Annotated in this window: 17 protein-coding genes, 1 tRNA gene and 2 pseudogenes; 8 read left to right on the top strand and 12 right to left on the bottom strand. The window is 58.2% G+C overall.

Annotated elements, in window-relative coordinates; genetic code table 11:
• Positions 1-23: 23 nt before the first annotated feature.
• Both ACVWZ1_RS09670 and hisB read right to left on the bottom strand, forming a co-directional pair.
• Positions 24-1,736: an alpha/beta hydrolase gene (locus ACVWZ1_RS09670; RefSeq protein ID WP_414357443.1), complete on the bottom strand. Its 1,713-nt coding sequence runs from the start codon at positions 1,734-1,736 to the stop codon at positions 24-26.
• Positions 1,737-1,738: 2 nt separating this feature from the next.
• Complete coding sequence (gene hisB, locus ACVWZ1_RS09665; RefSeq protein ID WP_011432314.1) at positions 1,739-2,359, bottom strand: imidazoleglycerol-phosphate dehydratase HisB; 621 nt, start codon at positions 2,357-2,359, stop codon at positions 1,739-1,741.
• A 311-nt stretch (positions 2,360-2,670) separates the two neighbouring features.
• Here hisB and ACVWZ1_RS09660 point away from each other — a divergent pair, with 311 nt between their 5' ends.
• The 6 genes and pseudogenes from ACVWZ1_RS09660 to ACVWZ1_RS09635 all read left to right on the top strand — a co-directional run.
• On the top strand, positions 2,671-4,086 hold the full coding sequence (locus ACVWZ1_RS09660) for a RecQ family ATP-dependent DNA helicase (protein WP_457503253.1): 1,416 nt from the start codon (positions 2,671-2,673) through the stop codon (positions 4,084-4,086).
• 118 nt (positions 4,087-4,204) lie between these two features.
• Positions 4,205-6,052, top strand: coding sequence for a glycoside hydrolase family 3 N-terminal domain-containing protein (locus ACVWZ1_RS09655; RefSeq protein ID WP_457503252.1), 1,848 nt, complete (start codon positions 4,205-4,207; stop codon positions 6,050-6,052).
• A gap of 263 nt (positions 6,053-6,315) precedes the next feature.
• Positions 6,316-6,645 (top strand): c-type cytochrome, encoded by a 330-nt coding sequence (locus ACVWZ1_RS09650; RefSeq protein ID WP_457503257.1) that lies wholly within the window; start codon positions 6,316-6,318, stop codon positions 6,643-6,645.
• A gap of 9 nt (positions 6,646-6,654) precedes the next feature.
• The gene (locus tag ACVWZ1_RS09645) at positions 6,655-7,326 is read left to right on the top strand and encodes a diacylglycerol/polyprenol kinase family protein (protein ID WP_457503251.1); all 672 of its coding nucleotides are present in this window, start codon (positions 6,655-6,657) and stop codon (positions 7,324-7,326) included.
• A gap of 71 nt (positions 7,327-7,397) precedes the next feature.
• Positions 7,398-7,539: pseudogene (locus tag ACVWZ1_RS09640) on the top strand (glutamate dehydrogenase); the annotation flags it as partial.
• A gap of 210 nt (positions 7,540-7,749) precedes the next feature.
• Positions 7,750-8,733, top strand: a pseudogene (locus ACVWZ1_RS09635) (Glu/Leu/Phe/Val family dehydrogenase); the annotation flags it as partial.
• Between the two features lie 54 nt (positions 8,734-8,787).
• On the opposite strand, the gene ACVWZ1_RS09630 reads toward ACVWZ1_RS09635, so the two are convergent.
• On the bottom strand, positions 8,788-9,147 hold the full coding sequence (locus ACVWZ1_RS09630; RefSeq protein ID WP_457503250.1) for a hypothetical protein: 360 nt from the start codon (positions 9,145-9,147) through the stop codon (positions 8,788-8,790).
• Between the two features lie 436 nt (positions 9,148-9,583).
• Between ACVWZ1_RS09630 and ACVWZ1_RS09625 the strand changes: the two genes are divergently transcribed.
• On the top strand, positions 9,584-10,846 hold the full coding sequence (locus ACVWZ1_RS09625; RefSeq protein WP_457503249.1) for an RNA-guided endonuclease InsQ/TnpB family protein: 1,263 nt from the start codon (positions 9,584-9,586) through the stop codon (positions 10,844-10,846).
• A gap of 81 nt (positions 10,847-10,927) precedes the next feature.
• Here the strand turns inward: ACVWZ1_RS09625 and ACVWZ1_RS09620 are convergent, their stop codons facing one another.
• On the bottom strand, positions 10,928-11,185 hold the full coding sequence (locus ACVWZ1_RS09620) for a helix-turn-helix domain-containing protein (protein WP_041436246.1): 258 nt from the start codon (positions 11,183-11,185) through the stop codon (positions 10,928-10,930).
• A 320-nt stretch (positions 11,186-11,505) separates the two neighbouring features.
• Between ACVWZ1_RS09620 and ACVWZ1_RS09615 the strand changes: the two genes are divergently transcribed.
• On the top strand, positions 11,506-12,615 hold the full coding sequence (locus ACVWZ1_RS09615) for an RpoD/SigA family RNA polymerase sigma factor (protein ID WP_414357451.1): 1,110 nt from the start codon (positions 11,506-11,508) through the stop codon (positions 12,613-12,615).
• 315 nt (positions 12,616-12,930) lie between these two features.
• Here the strand turns inward: ACVWZ1_RS09615 and ACVWZ1_RS09610 are convergent.
• The 8 genes from ACVWZ1_RS09610 to ACVWZ1_RS09575 all read right to left on the bottom strand — a co-directional run bounded on the left by ACVWZ1_RS09610 (position 12,931) and on the right by ACVWZ1_RS09575 (position 19,516).
• Positions 12,931-13,003, bottom strand: a tRNA-Phe gene (locus tag ACVWZ1_RS09610).
• 59 nt (positions 13,004-13,062) lie between these two features.
• Positions 13,063-13,716: a Crp/Fnr family transcriptional regulator gene (locus tag ACVWZ1_RS09605; RefSeq protein WP_414417624.1), complete on the bottom strand. Its 654-nt coding sequence runs from the start codon at positions 13,714-13,716 to the stop codon at positions 13,063-13,065.
• A gap of 139 nt (positions 13,717-13,855) precedes the next feature.
• Positions 13,856-13,987, bottom strand: coding sequence for a hypothetical protein (locus ACVWZ1_RS09600; protein ID WP_457503248.1), 132 nt, complete (start codon positions 13,985-13,987; stop codon positions 13,856-13,858).
• Between the two features lie 46 nt (positions 13,988-14,033).
• Positions 14,034-15,629 carry a bifunctional aminoglycoside phosphotransferase/ATP-binding protein gene (locus tag ACVWZ1_RS09595; RefSeq protein WP_457503246.1) on the bottom strand — a complete coding sequence of 532 codons (1,596 nt, stop codon included), beginning with the start codon at positions 15,627-15,629 and terminating at the stop codon, positions 14,034-14,036.
• A 69-nt stretch (positions 15,630-15,698) separates the two neighbouring features.
• A complete protein-coding gene (locus tag ACVWZ1_RS09590) occupies positions 15,699-16,268 on the bottom strand; it encodes a hypothetical protein (RefSeq protein ID WP_414374212.1) in 570 nt (189 codons plus the stop codon).
• Positions 16,269-16,301: 33 nt separating this feature from the next.
• Positions 16,302-17,303, bottom strand: a complete 1,002-nt coding sequence (locus tag ACVWZ1_RS09585) for a zinc-dependent alcohol dehydrogenase family protein (RefSeq protein WP_414374213.1) — start codon at positions 17,301-17,303, stop codon at positions 16,302-16,304.
• A 163-nt stretch (positions 17,304-17,466) separates the two neighbouring features.
• Positions 17,467-18,381 carry an alpha/beta fold hydrolase gene (locus ACVWZ1_RS09580; protein WP_457503245.1) on the bottom strand — a complete coding sequence of 305 codons (915 nt, stop codon included), beginning with the start codon at positions 18,379-18,381 and terminating at the stop codon, positions 17,467-17,469.
• A gap of 184 nt (positions 18,382-18,565) precedes the next feature.
• Entirely contained in the window at positions 18,566-19,516 is a 951-nt protein-coding gene (locus ACVWZ1_RS09575; RefSeq protein WP_457503244.1) for a LysR substrate-binding domain-containing protein, read from the bottom strand.
• Positions 19,517-19,623 lie beyond the last annotated feature (107 nt).

The raw sequence follows: 19,623 nt of genomic DNA, 5'->3' as shown, positions 1-19,623 counted from the left end.
AGCTCCTCAGCTCAAGACACTTCTCACGGGAAAGTGCTCCGCACCGCCGTCGCGAACGAGGCCAGTTGGATCCGTTCTGGCCTCAAGTCTCGAATCAAAGTGGTGCGTAGAGGTGCTGGGGTCAGGGATTCGGCGTAGGCAGAGTTGAGATAAGTCGAATACTCAGAAAACCCGCCGGAGTCGGATCCCGCCGCCAGGTAGGTTTTGAAAAAAGCAGTGGCCAAGCCCTTGAGCAAGGGGCGAGCTGACTGGGGATCTGGCCCGATCAACTCCTGCGGCACCGGGAAGGCCCCCTGGCCACCCCCACCCAGGAAGGTGAAATGGGTGGATCCCTCCACTATCGCCAAATAGCGCTGCTGGGATCCCAGCCAGGTAAAGGGTTCAATCTGCTCTGCTAGGGCGGGGGTAAAGTAATCTTCGCTGCCCGACATTATCATCACCGGGATCCCCACTTGGCCTAGCCCTTCTGGGCCAAACACCGTGCTGGTGAGGGGGTTGAGGGCAAACACCGCCTGAATGCGCGCATCTGCCAACTGCCCCGCCTGCGCGGCCAGGTTGGAAGCCTGGAACACCTCTATCGCCCGACATTGCAACAACAGAGAAACATTCAGGGTCAGCTCCAAGGAATGGGATGTCTGGCAGTTCTCTTGCAAGCGGGCTGGATTGAGCGCAGCCCCTGCTGCCGCCAACACCGTGTATCCCCCCAAAGACTGGCCGAACAGTCCTGCCGACTTTACATCCAGCCTGCCCCAGCGGCTGGGATCTTGCTGTGCCCTGAGTTCCAGCTCGTCCAACAGCAGAGAAATATCCTGGGGCCGCGCCACCCACTCATAGGGCCCCGGCAAAGAGCCAAACCCTGACAAAAAGCTGCGCACCCGCTCCACATCGGTGCCCGGATGCTCCAACACCGCCACCGCAAACCCCCAAGAAGCCAAATGGCGGGCCAAGTAGGCAAAGGTATTGCGGTCAGAGGCAATGCCGTGGGAGATCACCACCAAGGGGATACGCCCCTTCCCCTCCGGCAGATAGACTTCCACCGACACAGGCGTATCGCGCCAAGGGTTGACCAACTGGAAGCGCTCCACCTGCCACTCCAACTCACCCGGCTGCTCGGGGCTAAGGTGAGGTTGAGCTGAGTCTTGGGCTGCCATGCTGAGAGAAGCGCTGGAAGATGCCCACTCAGCTTTCCGCCCGGCCTCTTCTCGCAGCCTTGCGATCACCAGATCCCGCTGGCGGAAGAGTTGACCGGCCTCTCGCACCAAGCGAATGCTCATATCCAGATCGATCTGCAACTTCTCCAGCGGGTAGCGGCGCAACACATTCACCAACGTCAGCCCCTCGGGATCCCCTGCCGCCAGGATCAATGCCGCCCGCAATGCATAAAACTCTGCTTCTCCATCTCCATGCAATACTAGGGTCAACCGCCGCAGCAGATCTTCGCCAATCGCAGAGTAGGTAAACTGGCTGACCGTAACCTGGTCAAGGTCAAAATTACGTGTCAGCAAATCCGCCAAAGCTGCCTGTTGCTCTGGCGTGAGCCGCCGCAGATAAAAATCCAACTGCCGGCTTACCGCGCCATTGTGGGCAAACCGGGCCAGATCCTCCACGGGCAAAGAGAACTCAATCAAAGGCGGCAGAAACACCCCCAAGCGCTCTGCGCTCCACGCCCGGCCCGGCCCAGCCAAAACTGTCGCCAGTCCTAGGCCCAAGGCAAACACCCCCTGCAGCCACCGCACGGCTACAGAACCCCCTTGGAGCTAGGGATCCCTTCTTGTCGGCGGGGATCCCGTTCTACGGCCATGCGCAGGGCGCGGGCAAACGCCTTAAAACTGGCCTCGACAATATGGTGGGCATTGAGGCCGGCAGCTTGGCGAATGTGCAAGGTAAGCTGGGCGTGGTTGACCACCGCCTGATAAAACTCCCGCACCAACTGGGTTTCGTAGCGGCCAATGCGCTCTGTGGGCAGCTCCAGGCCATAGCTGAGGTGAGGGCGACCCGAAAAATCCAGCACCACCTGCACCAGGGCTTCATCCAAAGGCGCCCAAAAATGGCCGAAGCGATGAATGCCCCGCCGATCCTGCAAAGCCTGCGCCAGAGCCTGTCCCAGCGTGATGCCCACATCTTCGTTGGTGTGGTGGTCGTCGATGTGCAGATCCCCTATGGCCTTGATCTGCAAATCGATCAACCCGTGGGTGCTGAGCTGGGCCAGCATGTGATCCAAAAAGGGGATCCCAGTATCGATCTCATGGCGCCCGCTGCCATCCAGGTTCAGATGAATTTGGACATCCGTTTCTCCAGTGCGACGGTGAACAGAGGCCGTTCTGGGCTGGAGCAGGCGCGAGGAGTCGAGGGCAGTCATGGGAAAAGTATCGAAGCAGGCGGGAAGTCCCAGCTCTAGGATCGCACAAGCCCGCCGCCATCGACACCTTCACCCATGCAGCAGGTGAGAATCCCTTCTCTGCCGGGGATCCTGATCCCAGCCCCCTGGACACGGGGATAGGTGTGACAGGGATCCCCTACAGGCAAGCCGGTGGGGCCGATCCTCTGCGCCCTCACCCCTTGGGAGAGGGGAGCTAGCAGGTTCAGCGGGATTTGAAATAGCCTATAAGACAGCTTCTCCCGAAATCGCTGTAGATTGCTGAAGGAAATTGTTGAAAAGGGGGTTGCCGTTTGCAGGATTGGCAGCAAATCCAACAGGCCCTCAAGCAACACTGGGGTTACGAGACGCTGCGCCCACCGCAGGATCAGGTGATCCAGGCTCTGCTGGACAAGCGCGACGCGCTGGTGGTGTTGCCGACGGGGTTTGGCAAATCCCTGTGCTTTCAGCTAGCAGCTCTGCTGCAAAGGGGGGTGATGCTGGTGGTTTCACCCCTAATCGCCCTCATGGAAGACCAAGTTCAGGATCTTTGGAAACGCAAGCTGCCGGCGGCCTGTCTCCACAGCGAACTGGATCCGGCCCTGCGCAAGCGGGTGTTGAAGGCCCTTGAGGAAAACCGACTGCGCCTGCTCTATTTGGGGCCGGAGACTCTATTCAGCCCCCCCGTTTGGCAACGGCTGCAACAGCCTCAGGTGCACATCAACGGCCTGATCGTGGATGAGGCCCACACGTTGGTGCATTGGGGGGGATCCTTCCGGCCCGACTACCGCCGTCTGGGATTGCTGCGCCCGGCTCTGGCCCCGGTGAAGTCCTCCTTTCCCATTGCCGCTTTTACCGCCACGGCTGACCCCCAAACCTGCAGCCGCCTCAGCCAAATCCTAGAGCTGCGGGATCCGGAGCACATTCGCGCCGATCCCCTGCGGGCCAATATCTCCCTCAATGTCGCGATAGCCTGGAGCCCGGCGCATCGTCGTCGCCGTCTGCTGCGATTCCTGGGCGAGAATCCCGGGTCGGGTCTGGTCTATGTGCGCACCCGACGGGATGGGGAAGAGCTGGCCGAGTGGCTGGGCCGACAGAACCTAAAAACCGCCACCTATCACGGGGGGCTGGAAGCGGGATCCCGCCGTCGGCTGGAACGGGCCTGGCTGCAGGGGGAACTGCGCTTTCTGGTCTGCACCAACGCCCTTGGCATGGGCATCAACAAGCCGGACGTGCGTTGGGTACTGCACTTTCATCCCCCGCCCACCTTGATGGATTATTTGCAAGAGGTGGGACGAGGCGGTCGGGATGGTGGCCCTTGCCGGGCCCTGATGCTGCTCTCGGAGCCGACGGGCCTGCTGGATCCCAGCGATCGCCAGCGCCAGGCCTATTTTTATTCCCAGCAGGAGCGCCTTCAGGCCCGAGCACGCCACCTGCTCCAAACCTTGCCTCAGCAGGGATCCTACGCCGACCTGCCGCCTGGAGAGGTACGGGTGGCCCTGGGTCTATTGCAGGAGATGGGCTGCCTGCACTGGCCGGATCCCTTTCACTTTCAGGTGTTGCACCGCCGTTGGCAGCCTTTAAGACGAGAGGATCCCTGGCAAGGGATGGAAGCCCTCATCCACGCCCGCGGCTGTCGGTGGCAGGCGATCTTGCCCTATTTTGGCTACCCTGGGGAGCAGCCCGGCCTGCCTTGTGGCACCTGTGACCGTTGTCGGCTTTCTCGTTAGCCCTCAGCAGCCAAGTGCGAGCCACAACCGGCAGGAGTGGTTATCATGATCTGCGTTTTCTGCAAAGGGATCAGAATCTTGCAGCTTTCCCGTTGCTGACGACCTTCCGGCTGTGCCCATGAGTGTTTCCGGATCTCCGCTTGAGGAACTGGATCGACCCTTATCCCTAGCCCGGCAGGTGGCGCAACTGTTGGTGGTGCCGGTCTCGGCCCGTCTGGGATCCCAGTCTCCTCCCCGAGAGATCCTCAAACGGCTTATCCAGGAGGTGGGGATCGGGGGCATCTGGCTCACGGATGGCCACGTGGCCGAGGCCCTGCTGCTGATCGAGGAGGCCCAGTCTTGGGCGGCTCTGCCCCTTTTGGTGGCGGCAGAGGCCGGTCGTGGGCTGGCCCTACAGGGGGCTACCTCTTTTCCCCATCCCCTGGGGTTGAGCCGTCTGGGATCAGAGGCAGAACGCTGGGCCGAGCAGTGGGGGCGGATCACGGCGCGGGAGGCGGCAGCCATCGGCATCAATTGGCTGCTCAACCCGGTGGCAGAGCCGCTGGGGGAAGGGGCGCTGGCGGAGGATCCCCTGTCTGCTTTGCAACTGGCGCGAGCTTTTGTGCGCGGATGTGAGCAAGCCACCCCGGGCAGCACAGGCGGGATCCTAACCACAGCCAGCTCTTTTCCGGGCAAAGGCTGGAGGGATCCGGTTCAGGCCGAACTGAAGCCATCCCCAAAGACAACAGACACCCCCTGGTGCCCCCGATTAACCCTGACCCTAGCCCAGCTCCAAGAGGGGCCTTGGCTGCCCTTTCGAGGTTTGGTGGAGCAGGTGGGGGCGATCTTGGTTTCTCATGTGGTGCTGCCGGAGTGGGATGAGCGCTGGCCTGTCACCCTGCTGCCGGGGCGGCTAACCCAACTGTTGCGCCAGGAATGGGGGTTTGGCGGGCTTATTGTTGTGGACAGCCTCGATCAAGGCTGCTTGGCAGAGCTGGCCAATGCTAACGGGCCCAACTCATTGGTCGTGCGGGCTTTCCAGGCCGGTGCCGACCTAATTTTGGCCCCCCCCGATCCGATGGCATTCTTGGCAGCCGTTTTGGAAGCGGTGCAACAGGGATCCCTCAGCACAGACCAGCTTGCCCAGTCGGTGACGCGGGTTCTGCGGGCCAAACAGCGAATCCTACCTGCCGCCTCAGCTCTCCTCCAACAGGTGTGGCCGGCCTTGGCGGAAACCGACTTCAGCGCCCTTGGCGGATGGATGGGAGCCAAGGATCCCACAGATCCAGCCCTCAACCGTGGCTCTCCCGCCGAGCAACTGAAGCCTTTGCTGCTGGGGGATCCCATCTCCAAGGACAAGGACTCCGTTCCGCGGACGCGAACGGCGTTGGGAAAGTTGTTCAACAGGCGCTCCCACCTGACCTCTGCTCTGCACAGAGCCGCACAGCTGGGATCCCTCTTGGCCGAGAAGGATATCGCCCCCTGTCAAGCGGCTATGGCCCGTGGTGGCGTGGAAGGAGGCCGGCCCCTCAGCCCGCCCGCAGAGCCCGGATGGTTGAACTGGATCTGGCAGGATCCCCCCTTGGGTGCTGCCGATGTGCAGTTGCAGTCTCCCGCCCTCCATGTTCCGGCTGCCTTAGGCATGCTTCCTGTGCTCAGCGATGCCCTTACCCCCCTGCCTTGGTTGGAAGCCGCTCTAGACAACGCCCCAGGGTTGATTTTCCAAGGTTTCCTTCGGGATCCCTTGCCCAACTATGTGCTGGATTGGCTGCAACAGCATCGGGAGCGGGTGGCAGCGGTCGTCATTTATGGTAATTTATCTCTCTACCGCCGCCTGCAGGCGCACTTTCCATGGGCCAATGCCATCCACAGCCTCAACCGGGATCCCTGGGCTCAAGCGGAGGTGATGGAGCGGCTCTTTCCCAACTGCACCCTCTCAGAGGGATCGGAATCTCAGGCAGCTCGGCAAACCATTAAGAAAAAGTAAATGCCATTACAGATTATTGGCAGGGAAAGGCTCCTGAGTTATCGTGTTGGTTGAAATGTAAAAGATTGAAACGGTTTCTCTCAGCGTTGTCTGTGTCTCCCTCCCTCTCAGAGACCACTCAATCCCGCAGCAGCCAGTCATCAACTGGCAGTTGCGTCGGCTTTGAGCAAAAGCGACTTCAGCCTTCATCCCAACAGCGTTTACAACCCTTCCTCAAATCCTTGCAGCGATTCTTTACAAGTGTCTGGTCTCAAAAAACTCGGCTGGGTCTTGCCCTCCTCAGCCTGGGGCTGGCGATATTGACCTGGGCTTGGCTAAGTGCTGAGGCTCGTCTGGATCCCTACACGGAAGCCGTCCTCAGCTTACAGGGGCAGGTTAGCCATGGTGCATCCTTGTTTGCCCTCAACTGTGCAGCCTGCCACGGAGAAGAAGCGGATGGGCGAGTGGGGCCCAGTCTGCGGGGGGTGAGCAGCCGCCGCTCGGATCGGTTTATTATTCAGCAGGTGACCGGTGGCAAAACGCCTCCCATGCCCCAGTTCCAGCCGGATCCCCAGGAGATGGCGGATTTGCTCAGCTACTTGAAAACCCTCTGAGGCCGTTTCATGGGCCTGCCTCAGCAGCTTGCTTGCTATGCTCTCTGGCTGGCCTCCGTATTCGCTTTTGCGGAATGGTTGCGCTCCCGCCAGGTGGACGGGGAATGGGTGCGTAAGGTCATCCACATCGGCGTGGGCAATATCATTTTGTTGGCTTGGGCCTTGCAAGTGCCCCGCTGGCTGGGGGTGGGATTCTCTCTGGTGTTCGCCGGCTTGGCGCTGCTCTCCTACCGGGTGGCCATCTTGCCCAGCTTAAATGGGGTCGGTCGCCGCAGCTTTGGCACCTGTTTCTACGCCATCAGCATTGGTCTGTTGCTGTTTTGGTTTTGGCGGCCACAGCGACAGGTTTTCGCGGTGATCGGCATATTGGTGATGACGTGGGCCGACGCCCTGGCGGGCTTGGTGGGCAAAACTTGGGGCAAACACCCCTACCAACTGGGATCCATTCAAAAAAGCTGGGAGGGATCCCTGACCATGTGGGCGGTGAGCAGCTTGGTGATTGCAGCTCTGCTGCTGGGGTACTTTGGCTTCTCTCTCCCTTTGCTCGGAGTGAGCCTTTTAGTGGGAGGGATGGCTATGGGACTGGAGGTGTTCTCTTGGTGGGGGTTGGATAACCTGACCGTGCCCCTGGCCAGTGCCGGCCTCTGTTTCGTCTTGATCCAGATCCTCAACTATTTGTAACGCTTGCTACGGAACGTTCCTCTCCGGTTCCCGGCGGTATAGTGTGGAAACAGCCCTTGCTTCTCTTCGCCATGGCTGCAAGTCCTGCGCTGGCCTCTTCTGCCCCTCCCTCTCCCGCCCATATCTGTCCCCTTGCCCAGGCCTGCAGCTACCTAGATTGGGCAGCTGGCGAGCTGAAACTGGATCCCGGCTGGGTGGCGATCCTCAGCTAGAAATTGCAGGAGCCCCACACTGTACCCGTAGGGTCGGTGTCGGGAGGAATGCTATAATAATACTGCGGACACCAGAAACGGTTGTTTAAGGCACTGGTAACGGTCGATTGGGGGTGCTGTAAACCACCCCAGAGGCTCGTGGTTGGCTTGCTAACTGCAGGGCTACTAAAAGCCCGCTCCGTACCGCCTAGCGGTTGGTGTCGGGTAGTTTACGACCTGGAAATGCGCCCTTATGGGCATTCCCTACGGTGGGGCCAAAGGGGGGATCCCTATCGATCCGAGGCGTTATTCGGTCTCGGAGCTGGAGCGCATTACCCGCCGTTATACCAGCGAGCTGATCAAGGATATCGGCCCTGCAGAGGACATTCCCGCTCCAGACATGGGAACTTCTGCCCGTGAGATGGCCTGGATGATGGATACCTATTCCATGAATGTCGGGCATGCGGTGCCGGGAGTAGTGACGGGCAAACCTCTCTCGATTGGGGGATCTCGGGGGCGAGAACTGGCCACCGGACGGGGGGTGATGATCACGGTACGGGAAGCCTTGGCCCGACGCGGTGGATCCCTGGCAGGGGCAACGGTGTTAATCCAAGGTTTTGGCAATGTGGGTGGAGCAGCGGCCAGCTTGCTGCATGAGGCGGGAGCTAAGATTGTGGCGGTTTCCGGCAGTTCTGGGGGCCTTTACAATCCTAATGGACTGGATATCCCTGCCCTCAAAGCTTACATGAAGGAACGGGGAGGCCGCATGGCGGGCTTTCCACAGGCTGAGCCCATCAGCAACGCCGACCTACTGGTGCAAAAAGCGGACGTGTTGATCCCTGCCGCTCTAGAGAACCAAATTACCGAAGCCAATGCCCACCAAATTCAAGCCCGGATCGTGGCAGAAGCTGCCAACGGGCCAACCACCCTTGCCGCCGACCGGATTTTGGAATCGCGAGGGATCCAGGTATTGCCGGATATTCTGACCAATGCCGGTGGGGTAGTGGTGAGCTATCTGGAGTGGGTGCAGGGACTCTCTTACATCTTCTGGGATGAGGAGCGGGTCAATCAAGAGATGGAAGGTCTGATGGTACGTGCCTTTGAACGGGTGGTGCAAGAGGCTGAACGGCGGCAAGTGTCGCTGCGACTGGCTGCCTACACCCTGGGGGTAGGCCGAGTGGCGCAAGCCCTACAGGATCGCGGCCTTTACCCGTAGACCGGGAACTCTTGGCTCAACAAGCCTACTTGCCAAGGTTCGATTGCCCTTTTCTCAAGCCCGACGGCGTTCTTGCTCTTCCTGCTGCTGCCATTGCTTGAGCAGCTCTTTTGCCGCCTGTGGGGTAAAGTAGTCCAGCTCCATCAGCTTACGGTAGGTCAGAATTTGCCGCATCTCCAGGGGCATGTCTGCTTTTTGGTAGAAGTAGCGAATGCGATTGATGTTTTGCTCCATTTCGGTAAACTCTTGCTCCCGCTTCCTCTGCTTCTCCTGCTTGAGCACCTCATGGGGGGCAGAAAGGCGGTTGTAGTTAGGGATCCGTTGCGTGCCTGTGGTTTTGCTCGCAGCAGGCACACGGTGGCCTCCGGTTTGTCGGCTGTTGGCCTTGTTGGAGTTGAAGAAGAAAGAGAGCATCGGCAAACCTCACACAAACAGATAAACGGCGGGAGCTTAACGCCAAGTCAACAATATCAAGTTTAGGTGAAGAAGCCTGTGATCCCGATCCTTCTTGGAAAAACCCGTACTTCCGGCGCGGCGCTGTATCTCTCTGCTTTTCCCACCCCCGCGGATGGTCAAGGAAAAGCTGGGGTTTGGCCTCAAGCCAATCTATTCATGAGTCCAGCCTACCGTGTTTACAGGGAAAATGACTGAGATCACGTCCGAGAGTACAAGGTATTTAACTGATGGGGGGGTTCGGGGGGCTATAAGTCCCGCGCTCTACCCGTAGGGTGAGCGTCGGGATACATGGACTCCCCGCGCTTGCCGCCTCCCCTCATTGGCGTAGCCTGCGCTCTGCGCATAGGCATTTACCAGTAGCTATAGCTTGTGGTAAACTATCACTATGCTGACCATGAACTACACTTACCGGATCTATCCAGATGCCGTGCAGCAGGCTGAACTGCGGTCGTGGCTTGAGACGTGCAGAAGCGTGTACAACTACGCTTTGCGCGAACTCAAGGACTGGATTGCTTCGCGTAAGTGTCCCATAGACAGATGCTCACTGGAGAAGGAATACATCATTCCTGCCGATGAGCCATTCCCGTCTTATCATCGCCAGCAAAATAACCTACCCAAAGCAAAGAAGCAATTCCCGCATTTGGCTAAGGTACATTCTCAGGTTTTGCAGACTACGATTCGCAGACTGCACGATACTTGGGAAGCATTCCAGAAGCGGGGATATGGGTTCCCCCGTTTCAAGAAACAAGGCCAATTAAAGTCTTTTGTGTTTCCCCAGTTCAAGGACAATCCCATCTCCGGCAGCAGTATCAAGCTACCAAAGATAGGAAAAGTGCCTATCAACTTGCATCGTCCTATCCCAGATGGGTTCAAGGTCAAGCAGGTGAGGGTACTGTCCAAGGTAAGAGGGACGCAATGGTATGTCGTCGTTACCATCGAATCGGACATATCGGTTTCCGATGCTCCGGTTCACGGTCGTGCGATTGGGATTGATCTGGGATTGGAACGGTTTTTGACGGTCTCAGATGGCAGCTTCCAGGAGCGGCCCAAGTTTTTTAGGTCGATGCAACGCAAGCTGAAATTGCTGCAACGCAGAGCGGCACGAAAACAGAAGGGTTCTCAAAACTGGGAGAAGGCGCAAATCAAAGTGGCTAGAATGCACCATCGGATTGCAAACCGTCGCAAAGATTTCCATCTGAAAACGGCTCATAAACTTTGCGACCAGGCGCAAACCATCTTTGCAGAAGACCTCAATGTCACAGGCTTGACACGGGGAATGCTGCGAAAAGATTGTGTTGATACCGCCTTTGGGCAATTTCTGTCTCTGACGGAATGGGTGTGCTGGAAGCGGGGGGTGTACTTTGCCAAGGTCAACCCCAACGGAACCAGTCAAACCTGCCCTAATTGCCTTGCTACTGTTAGCAAAGGGTTGGGGGTTAGGGAGCATCATTGTCCTGAGTGTGGGTATCGGACGCATCGGGATCATGCCGCCGCAGAAATGGTTTTGCATCGTGGGCTAGAAAATGTAGTAGCCCAGGGACTCTGGGGAAGGGAAACCGCCTGTCAAGTCGGTCTGTCGGGGGTCTATGACCTAGATAAGTGGCGTGGGGCAGGAATGCCTAACCGCGAGGTTGGGAAGCCCGCGCTGTACCCGTAGGGGCAGCGTCGGGAGGATGTCACGTATCTTCACGTCCTTTTGTTCGGGATCCCTGTATCGGATGTACTTTCCCGCAGGCCGCTACAGGTGGGATTCATCTCCGCTCAGCAGCCAAGTGACCGATACCCCCAACGCCTTGGCAAAGGCCACCAGTTCCTTGTCGATGACGCGCCGTTTTCCCTTTTCCACCTGGCCAATTTTGACGTAGTCCAACTGCACACCGTACTTGGCCAAGCGACCCGCCAGTTGATCTTGGGTGAGTTGCAGCTTCTCCCGTACCCAGCGCACCCGCTCCCCAATCAAGTTGGCCGATGGATGGTGCCGGTCGTTAGACTCCATAGGAGCAGAAAGCCGTAAATATTCTTTTCCAGACTGAGGAAGTTGAGGGATCCTCACATGGTAGCCTGAGCTGGCAAGGTTCCCTTTTCCTGGGATCCCACCCGGCAGCCGTTGAGCTGACTGGCTCAGGAACAATCTTATCTCAAGGTCTAGATCGAAAATCGCTTACCGCTTTTTGCCGGGCAACCCCTTGCCTACAAGGACTTGGCGGACGGGATCCCTGCTGTTCCCGCATCTAAACGGAAAAATCTCCGGACAAAAAAGAGGGTCATGATCGATTTTCGCTCGCAGCAGCAGCAGAAACCTTTTTAGACTGGGAGATGAAGTTCTCTCCTCACCTGGCCGTGGTTTTTTCTCGTCCTCATCCTGAACACTCTGCCTCTTCGCCTCAGGAGTTTGACGATCTCTGGTTCGACCCTGAGTCTGCCCCCCAAGATGCTCTTGCAGAAGTTGATCCAGAGCCGGTTGCCGGCGGATCCCGGTTGAACGAGGACGCTGTCGATCACTACCTGAATACCATCGGTCGCGTGCCCCGCATCGATCACGCTGAGGAAATCGAGCTGTCGCGCAAAATTCAGCAAAAGCTCCTCATCGATCAAGCCCGGCAGGAATGGCGGCAACAGCGGGGGGAGGATCCCAGTGACGAGGCTTTGGCCGAGGCCCTGCAGATTTCCGTATCCACCCTACGCTCCCGCATCCGACAAGGGGAGCAAGCTCAACGCAAGCTGATCAACGCCAACCTGCGCCTGGTGGTCAGCGTTGCCAAGAAATACCTCAATCGGGGGGTGCCGTTTTTGGATCTGATCCAAGAGGGCAATATCGGGTTGATCCGGGCCACCGAAAAATTCAATGCGGAGCGGGGGTTTCGCTTCAGCACCTATGCTCATTGGTGGATTCGCCAAGGCATTACCCGTTGCATTGCCAATCAAGCACGGACGATTCGCCTGCCGGTACACATGGTCGACAAAGTGCGCCTGCTCAAGCGCACCAACCGCGAGCTGATGAAGCTACAGGGTCGGCGGCCCACCGAAGTGGAGCTGGCAGAAGCCCTGGGCATTAAAGTCAAGAAACTGCGCATGATCCAGCAGGCTGCTGCTTTGCCCCTGTCGCTGGATGTGCCGGTCGGCCAAGAAGGAGAAAGCCGCCTTGGAGATTTGCTGCAAGATGAGCGGCAAGAGCAGCCCTTTCAAGGGATCCTCGTGCAATCCATGCAGCAGGATGTGCGTTCTGCCATGCAAACCCTCAAGCCGATTGAGAGGCAGGTGCTGGAGTTGCGCTATGGGTTAGATGGGCAACAGGCAAGAACCCTGCGGGAGGTGGGGGATCACTTCAACCTGACGCGGGAGCGGATTCGTCAGATCGAGCGAGATGCCCTGCGCAAATTGCGGGTGGGCTATTCTTCGCGGGCTTTGGCTCAGTACATTCGCTAGTGGCTACAGGCCTGGCAGACCGATTTCCGGGCCAGCTTCTGCCCAGGGATAGCCTTTTTTCAATCTTCTTGGGTTGAACACCATAGCCCCTTGCAGCGGCGATGATAAGGATCCCTTATCCCCACGGCCAGATCTGGTCAAGACGACTTTAGCGGGCAACTTCTCTGGCTGTTAACTCGGACGATCTGCTTTCTCCAGTGTTAAGGCACGATACTGCCAGCGCCTTGGCCTTTGTGCATTTCTGCCCTTGATCACCGGCATAGTAAAAAGGCTCAGGTCGTTGACCCAAGCCCGCCTCAGCATACTCATACCAGATGCCAGGAACCAGACTTGAACTGGTGACACGAGGATTTTCAGTCCTCTGCTCTACCAACTGAGCTATCCCGGCTCTGGATCTACTATCTTACGATGCCGAGAGGGCTTTCGACAACTGGTGGCGCCCCCAATTTAGCCAATCAATTTCTCCAAAGCCTCCATCTGGGGGATGCAGAGAACATCTCGAGTGCGATCCCGGCGGATCAGCTCCTCTTGCTCCAGCTTGGACAGGACGCGAGTGACCGTTTCCCGGGCTAGGCCACTTAGGCTGCTCAGCTCCCGATGGGGCAAGTTGGGGATCTCTACGCCACTTCGGCTAACCCGGCCACGGGATTCGGCCAAAAACAGCAGGATATCGGCAACACGGGCCGTACTACTGGCCTCGCGCAACTGCAGACGACGGTTGATCTGCCGTAAGCGGCGCGACATGAGCTGAGCAAGGCGGATGCCGGCCTGAGGATCAGAAGCCAAAAAAGCCAGGAAGTGTTGGGCCGACAGACAACTGACTTTGGTGGCGGTTAGAGCTACAACGTCGGTAGAACGAGGCGCTTCGTCCAAAGCAGCCATTTCCCCGAAGATTTCCCCTGGACCAAGAATGGTGAGGGTGATCTCCCGGCCTTCGAGATCATGGGTGCGAATCTTGACCCACCCTTCCAGGATGAAATAAACGGCGTTACCCCAGTCATTTTGTAACAAGATGGCCTGATTGACTGGGTGGGAGCGCAACGACATTTGCCCGGCCAGCGGCTCTAGCCTCTCAGGAGGAAAGCCCTCGAACAGGAGCATCAGGCGAAGGTCATCTGGAGTTACATCGCTCACTGTTGGATCCTCCTGCACGGGGTTGGTTCTGGTTGAGTGGGATGGGAAAAGGGTAGGCCTGCACAGACACGTCAACATGCCCCTCAGCCTACCGTCTCTCTCAGGTCTATGGCCCGCCGAGGCGAACTGCGTAGCGATAGGGCAGGGCTTTAGACCCAATTTTGACCGCTACTTTGGAAAGGGATCCCTGCCCAAAAAAGCTGCTGCCATTCTCTAACCCAGAAACGGCAAAATCCATCTTGCTGATAGCAATTTTCTCGAGTTTGTGCAGTTTGAGTCGAGATCTAGACCTGCTGAAGTTGAGATGGCCAATCTTGGCTGGTATCCAAAACCTTTAAAAAAGGCCGTTCCGAATCGGAAAAATCCTGCCAGTGGGCCTGCTGTTGGGAGAGCATCTCGGCGGTGGCATCAGCAATGTCGGCAGAGTGCTGCTGATCTCCATCGCTGGAACCAGCTGGGGCCAAGAGGGGTTGAGGAGCTGGGCTGCGGCGTTGCAGGCGCTCCCGCAAAACAGGTTCAGGGGCGTAGCAGTGGAGGATGCGCAGTGGGATCCCTTGGCGTTGGGCCTGATCAATGGCCATCCCCCGCAGGGCTTGCCGGTCAAACTTGGCGTCCAGAATCACGGTGTAGCCTTCCTGGGCCAGCTCTACTCCCAACTGCACCAAGCGGCGGTAGGTTTTATCGGTCATCTCCGGGGTATAAACCTCCGGCCCCCCCCGTTGCCGCAGAGGGATCCCGGCCAAATGCTTGCGCACCGCATCGGAGCGAATGTGAATGGCTCCCCGCTGACGGGCCAAGTGGCGGGCTACCGTGCTTTTGCCGGATCCCGACAATCCCGACATCAGGAACAACTGCCCCCGCTTGGGGAGGGTGTATTCCCAGGCAAGACGGTAATAGCGGGCGGCGGTGCTAAAGGCTGTGGCCTTGGCTTCCTCTGCTGCATTGGGATCCTCCAGCAAAAAAGAGGCGACCTTGGCTCGCACGTAGGCTTGGCGGTTGAGATAAATAGGCAAGATCTTCAGCCCTTCCCAATCTCCGGTTTCTTCCAGGTAAGTGTTCAAATAGACGTTTCCCAGATCGGGGCGATGGCGGGCATCCAGATCCATCACCCCATAGGATACGTCGTACATGACATCCACAAAGCGGAAGGCTTCGTTGAACTCGATGCAATCAAAAAGCAGGATCTTCCCTTCCCAAAAACAGATGTTGCCTAGGTGCAGGTCTCCGTGGCATTCACGAATGCGGTTTTGTTCTATTCTTTGTTGAAACAGCTCCTGCCGCTCAGCAAAAAAGCGATCGGTGTAGGCTTGGGTTTCTCGATATTGCTGAGCTGTTTGTGGGCCGCCGACGTAGCGCTGGGTTTGGGCGTAATTCTCGTCAAAGGCTTCTCGCACCCGTTCTGGCCGGCCAAAGCTGCGGATGTAGTCGTTGGTCTCGGTTTGGGCATGAAACGTCGCCACCACCCGCCCCAGCTCCTCCATCAAGGACGGCGTTAGCTCTCCCCGCTCAAACAGGTTGCTGAACAGTTGCTCTTGGGGAAATTGCCGCATTTGCAGAGCGTATTCTATGGGCTCGCCGCTGCTGTTGAACTGAAATCGGCCATCGGTCTGGACAATGGGCAACACTTGCAGATAAAGGCCGGGAGCACCGCGCTGGTTCATGCGCAGCTCTTCTTGGCAAAAGTGGCGCCGCCTCTCCAGGGTGGTGAAGTTCAAAAAGCCAAAGTCCAAAGGCTTTTTCACTTTATAGGCATAGTCGCCTGTCAGCAGAATATAGGAAATGTGGGTTTGAATAAGCCGAATGGGATCCTGTACCGGATGGGGGTAGAAGGCGGGATCCAGCATCGCTTGGATCAAGGGGGGCAGGTGGGTATCGACCATGAAAAACGATAGAGATGGAAAAAGGGCTTGGACGGGGATCCCTACCTTCTGCCAACAGAGCAGACTCTCCTATTCCCCAAAGGGCAAGGCGGCTTCCTGAGGGGAAAGACGAATAAGGCTGATCCCCTGCTGAATTAGCGTATCTTGAGCAGCGCTGGAAAGGGCGTAGGGCCAGACCAGATATTTGGTGTTGATGTAGTCTTGTCCGCGCTTGGCCAGGTTTACCTGTTCCGAGAGCATGCGCACGTCTGGCCCGCGGCTGATAGTGGCTTCGGCCCGGCGAATGCGCTGCATCAGTTGGCTGAACAGCTCTTGGGGCTGCTGCACAAACACCACAATGGCCAAGTCACAGGGGTTGTAATAGTTGCCGATGCCGCAGAGGAGCAGGGCTTCACTGGAGAGAACAAGGGTTTCTTGATCCCCCAGAGCCACCACCGGATACAGAAAGGTGCGCACATCCTCCAGTTGCCAGTGGTTAAAAGAGTGGCTATCTACCTCCCCCCGCACCCAAGAGGAGATGGCAGGAAAAACTGCTTCGCTCAACAGTCGATAGGCCGTCTGGGGTCGCCCTAGCCAGCAGAGGGCATTTTCGTAGAAGCTCTCGTTCTCCAGCAGGTGGGGGGTGAGAGGAGCAACCATGGGCAGATCCTCAACGGGCTTTCTCCAGCATGCCTACTGGGGGATGGTTAAGGCAATTTTGCCCAGAACGGATCCCTGCTCCAGCAACCGGTGGGCGGCAGCCGCTTCGGCCAGAGGAAAGGTGTGGCTGAGCTGGATCCGCAGTTGGCCTTGGTCGATGAGGCGGGCACATTGCCTGAGGATTTCCGCCTGATTTTGTTGGGCGTTGGTCAGGCTTTTCAGCATCGGGGTGAGCATCAGCTCAAATCCCACCCGCAAGTTGCGGTCGCGGGCCACCCGCCAGTCCGTCTCCGGAGCCGGAGCCAGCAGGGTGACGATATCTCCGTACACGCGCACTGCGGGGAAGGTCTGCTCCAACACCGCGCCGCCCAAGGTATCCAGGGCAAGATCCACCCCCTCCCCCCCTGTCCAGTCCAAAACGGCGCGCACAAAGTCTGTCTGCCGGTAGAAGATGGGCAAGCCGGCGCCTAGGGAACGGACAAACTCCGCCTTTTCCGGGGTGCTCACGGTGGTGGCCACTTTGGATCCCCGTAGACGGGCCAGTTGAATGGCCACATGGCCAACTCCACCCGCTCCCCCGTGGATGAGCACACTTTGGCCGGCCTGGAGACGTCCCCGGTCGTACAGCGCTTCCCAGGCGGTGATCAGCACCAGCGGGGCAGCGGCAGCTTCTGCAAAGCTCAGAGTTCTGGGCTTGGGGGCCACAAAACGCTCGTCCACCACGATCAGCTCAGCGTAATTCCCCGCCTGCTTGCCCAGACCCCCGTGGCAGAAGTACACCTCGTCTCCCACCGCAAAGTGCCTAACTCCGGATCCCACAGCTTCCACAATGCCGGCACCGTCACACCCCAAAATGGCCGGCATCTCTTCTGGATAAAAGGTGCCCCGTCGCCGCAGCTTGGTGTCGATGGGGTTGACGCCGGCTGCTCTCAGGCGGATGCGCAGCTCCCGCTCACCGCGAATCTGAGGTTCAGGTACTTCTCGAAGCTGCAGAACCTCTGGCCCGCCGGGCACACTCATGACTACGGCTTTCATGCGCTCAAGTTGATCAGTTCCAGTTGGATTGAACCGCTCAAAGGATGCAAGGTAGAGTTTGTTCCAGTGGTGAGGAGATTGGCGGTGTTGCTTTGCAACACTGCGGAGTCTTGCAGACGCTCTCCGTCCATTCTAGAGTCAGGCGTTACGCTACACCCCCAGCTCAAAGCCCCCATTGGGCGGAAAGGGCTGTGTCGAGAAATTCCCGAATTAGGGGCAGCACTTGTTCCCCATGCAAGGCAGGGATGGCGTGGCTGGCGCCGGGCAAGATCTTGAGCTGAGCCCCAGGGATCCCTTCTGCGTAGGTTTGGCAGTGCCAGAGGGGAATGGTGTCGTCCTGTTCGGCGGCGATCACCAGTGTGGGGGCCTGAATGTGTTGGAGATAACGTTCAACCGTATCGACGGCAGCTTGCGGGCGCAGACGTTGTCGAAGAAATTGCCGAGCGACTGGCTGTTGGCGCAGGGATCCCCGCAACCACAAGAGCTGGGCCAGTTGGTCTTCCCAATGCCACCAGCGGGCCAAGGGGGTGATCGCCCGCAGCAACCAATCTACCCAAGCGCTTTCCCAAAGCAAGGGCCGCAGATGGTTGTAGCGTCTCACAAAGCCGTCGTCGCGGATCCCGGCAGGAGCCAACAAAACCAACCCCCGCAGCGGATACCGCACGGCGTAAGCTGCCGCCACCCATCCCCCAAAGGAATGGCCCACCAAAACCGGAGCAGCTAGGCCCAGCGTTTGGACAAATCCGCGCACAAACTCCACTTCTGCAGCGATGTCGTAGCGCAAAGCCGGTTGGCCGGACTGCCCGAACCCCAGCAAATCTAAGGCAATGCAGCGATACTCGTCTCCCAGCTCTTGCATCAGCGGCCACCAGTTGGCGTGAGTGGCCATAAAGCCATGCAGAAACAGCAGTGGGATCCCCTTTCCCCACTCTCGATAGGCAGCCCAACAGGACTCTGCCCCTGCGATGCTCAGCCCTTTCAATTCCACCCTGTGCAGCGGGATCCCTTGAACGCGGGCTTGTAACTCTGCCAAGCGCTGGGCCAGGGGGAGTCGTTCCAACAGCGTTTGCCTGGTCATCGGCTTGGGGTCAGTAGACACAGACAGATTCAGCAGATGCAGTTTCTTCCGGAGCAGCATTGGCTACAGCGAATGCACCTATACGGAAATATCTCTCGTATCTCTTTGAACAGGGATCCTGCTCAATCCACCGGAATCTACCTGGGATCCCATCAACTCGGAAAAGGCCGTAACGCATCGCAACTTAGCCGATCAACTGCAAATGGGGCGGGGGAGTTTTCAGCCAGTCTTGGCGGGTCAGCAGCCCTTGGAGGAAGCGGGTGGCTGCCTGCGATTGATAGCGCTCTGGGTTAAAAGCCAGCCAGAGGGTACGCCGTATCTGCAGCCCTTCCACCACCAGCTTTTGGAACCGTCCCTGTTCCACATCGGATCCCACTGCCACCATGGACAGAAAGGCCACCCCCAACCCCGCCTGGACGGCATTTTTGATCGCTTCAATCGAGCTGAGTTCCAGCCGCACGTTCAATTGGGCCGGGTTAATGCCGTGGCGGTTCAGCACCCGATCGATGGTTTGCCGAGTGGAAGACTGGGGATCCAAGGTGATGAAGGGCAAAGCCAGCAGATCCACAAGAGCCGGAGAGTCGATGGCACACCCGGGAGCACCGACCAACACATATTCATCTTCCGCCAGAGCCATCACCTTCAAGTGCCGCTGCAGCTCAAAGGGGATCTCCCCGCCAACAATGGCCACGTCCAACTGGCCGTCCACCAACTTCTGGGCAATTCGCCGCGTGGATTGCACCAAGAGCTGTACGGAAATTTGTGGATAGCGGCGGTGATATTGGGCGATCAAAGAAGGCATTACATAGGTGCCCACCGTTTGGCTGGCCCCCAAAACCAGATGCCCCCCCTCCATTTTCTGCAAATCCGCTAGGGCCTCGACGGCCTCACGGCACAGCTTGAGGATGCGCTCGCTGTACTGCAGCACCACTTTCCCGGCATCCGTCAGCTCCACCTTGCGCCCACTGCGGTCGAACAGCACCACCCCCAACTGTCGCTCCAGGTTCTGTACTTGCAAGCTGACGGCAGGCTGGGAGACAAACAGGCTATCGGCAGCACGGCGAAAGCTACCCTGCTGGGCAATTGCCCGCACGATGAGGAGCTGATCTAGAGTAAACGGCAACTCATCCGCCATAGGGAACTCCAAACCCCACAGTGGGATCCCTTACGTTTCCCTGAAAAGCTGGGCAGCCCGCGTTTGGAAACCCACACGAGATCATCATAAACAAGCGAGAAATCCCA

The organism is Thermostichus sp. MS-CIW-25, assembly GCF_054060015.1.
This window is presented reverse-complemented; position numbering and strand designations above follow the sequence as displayed.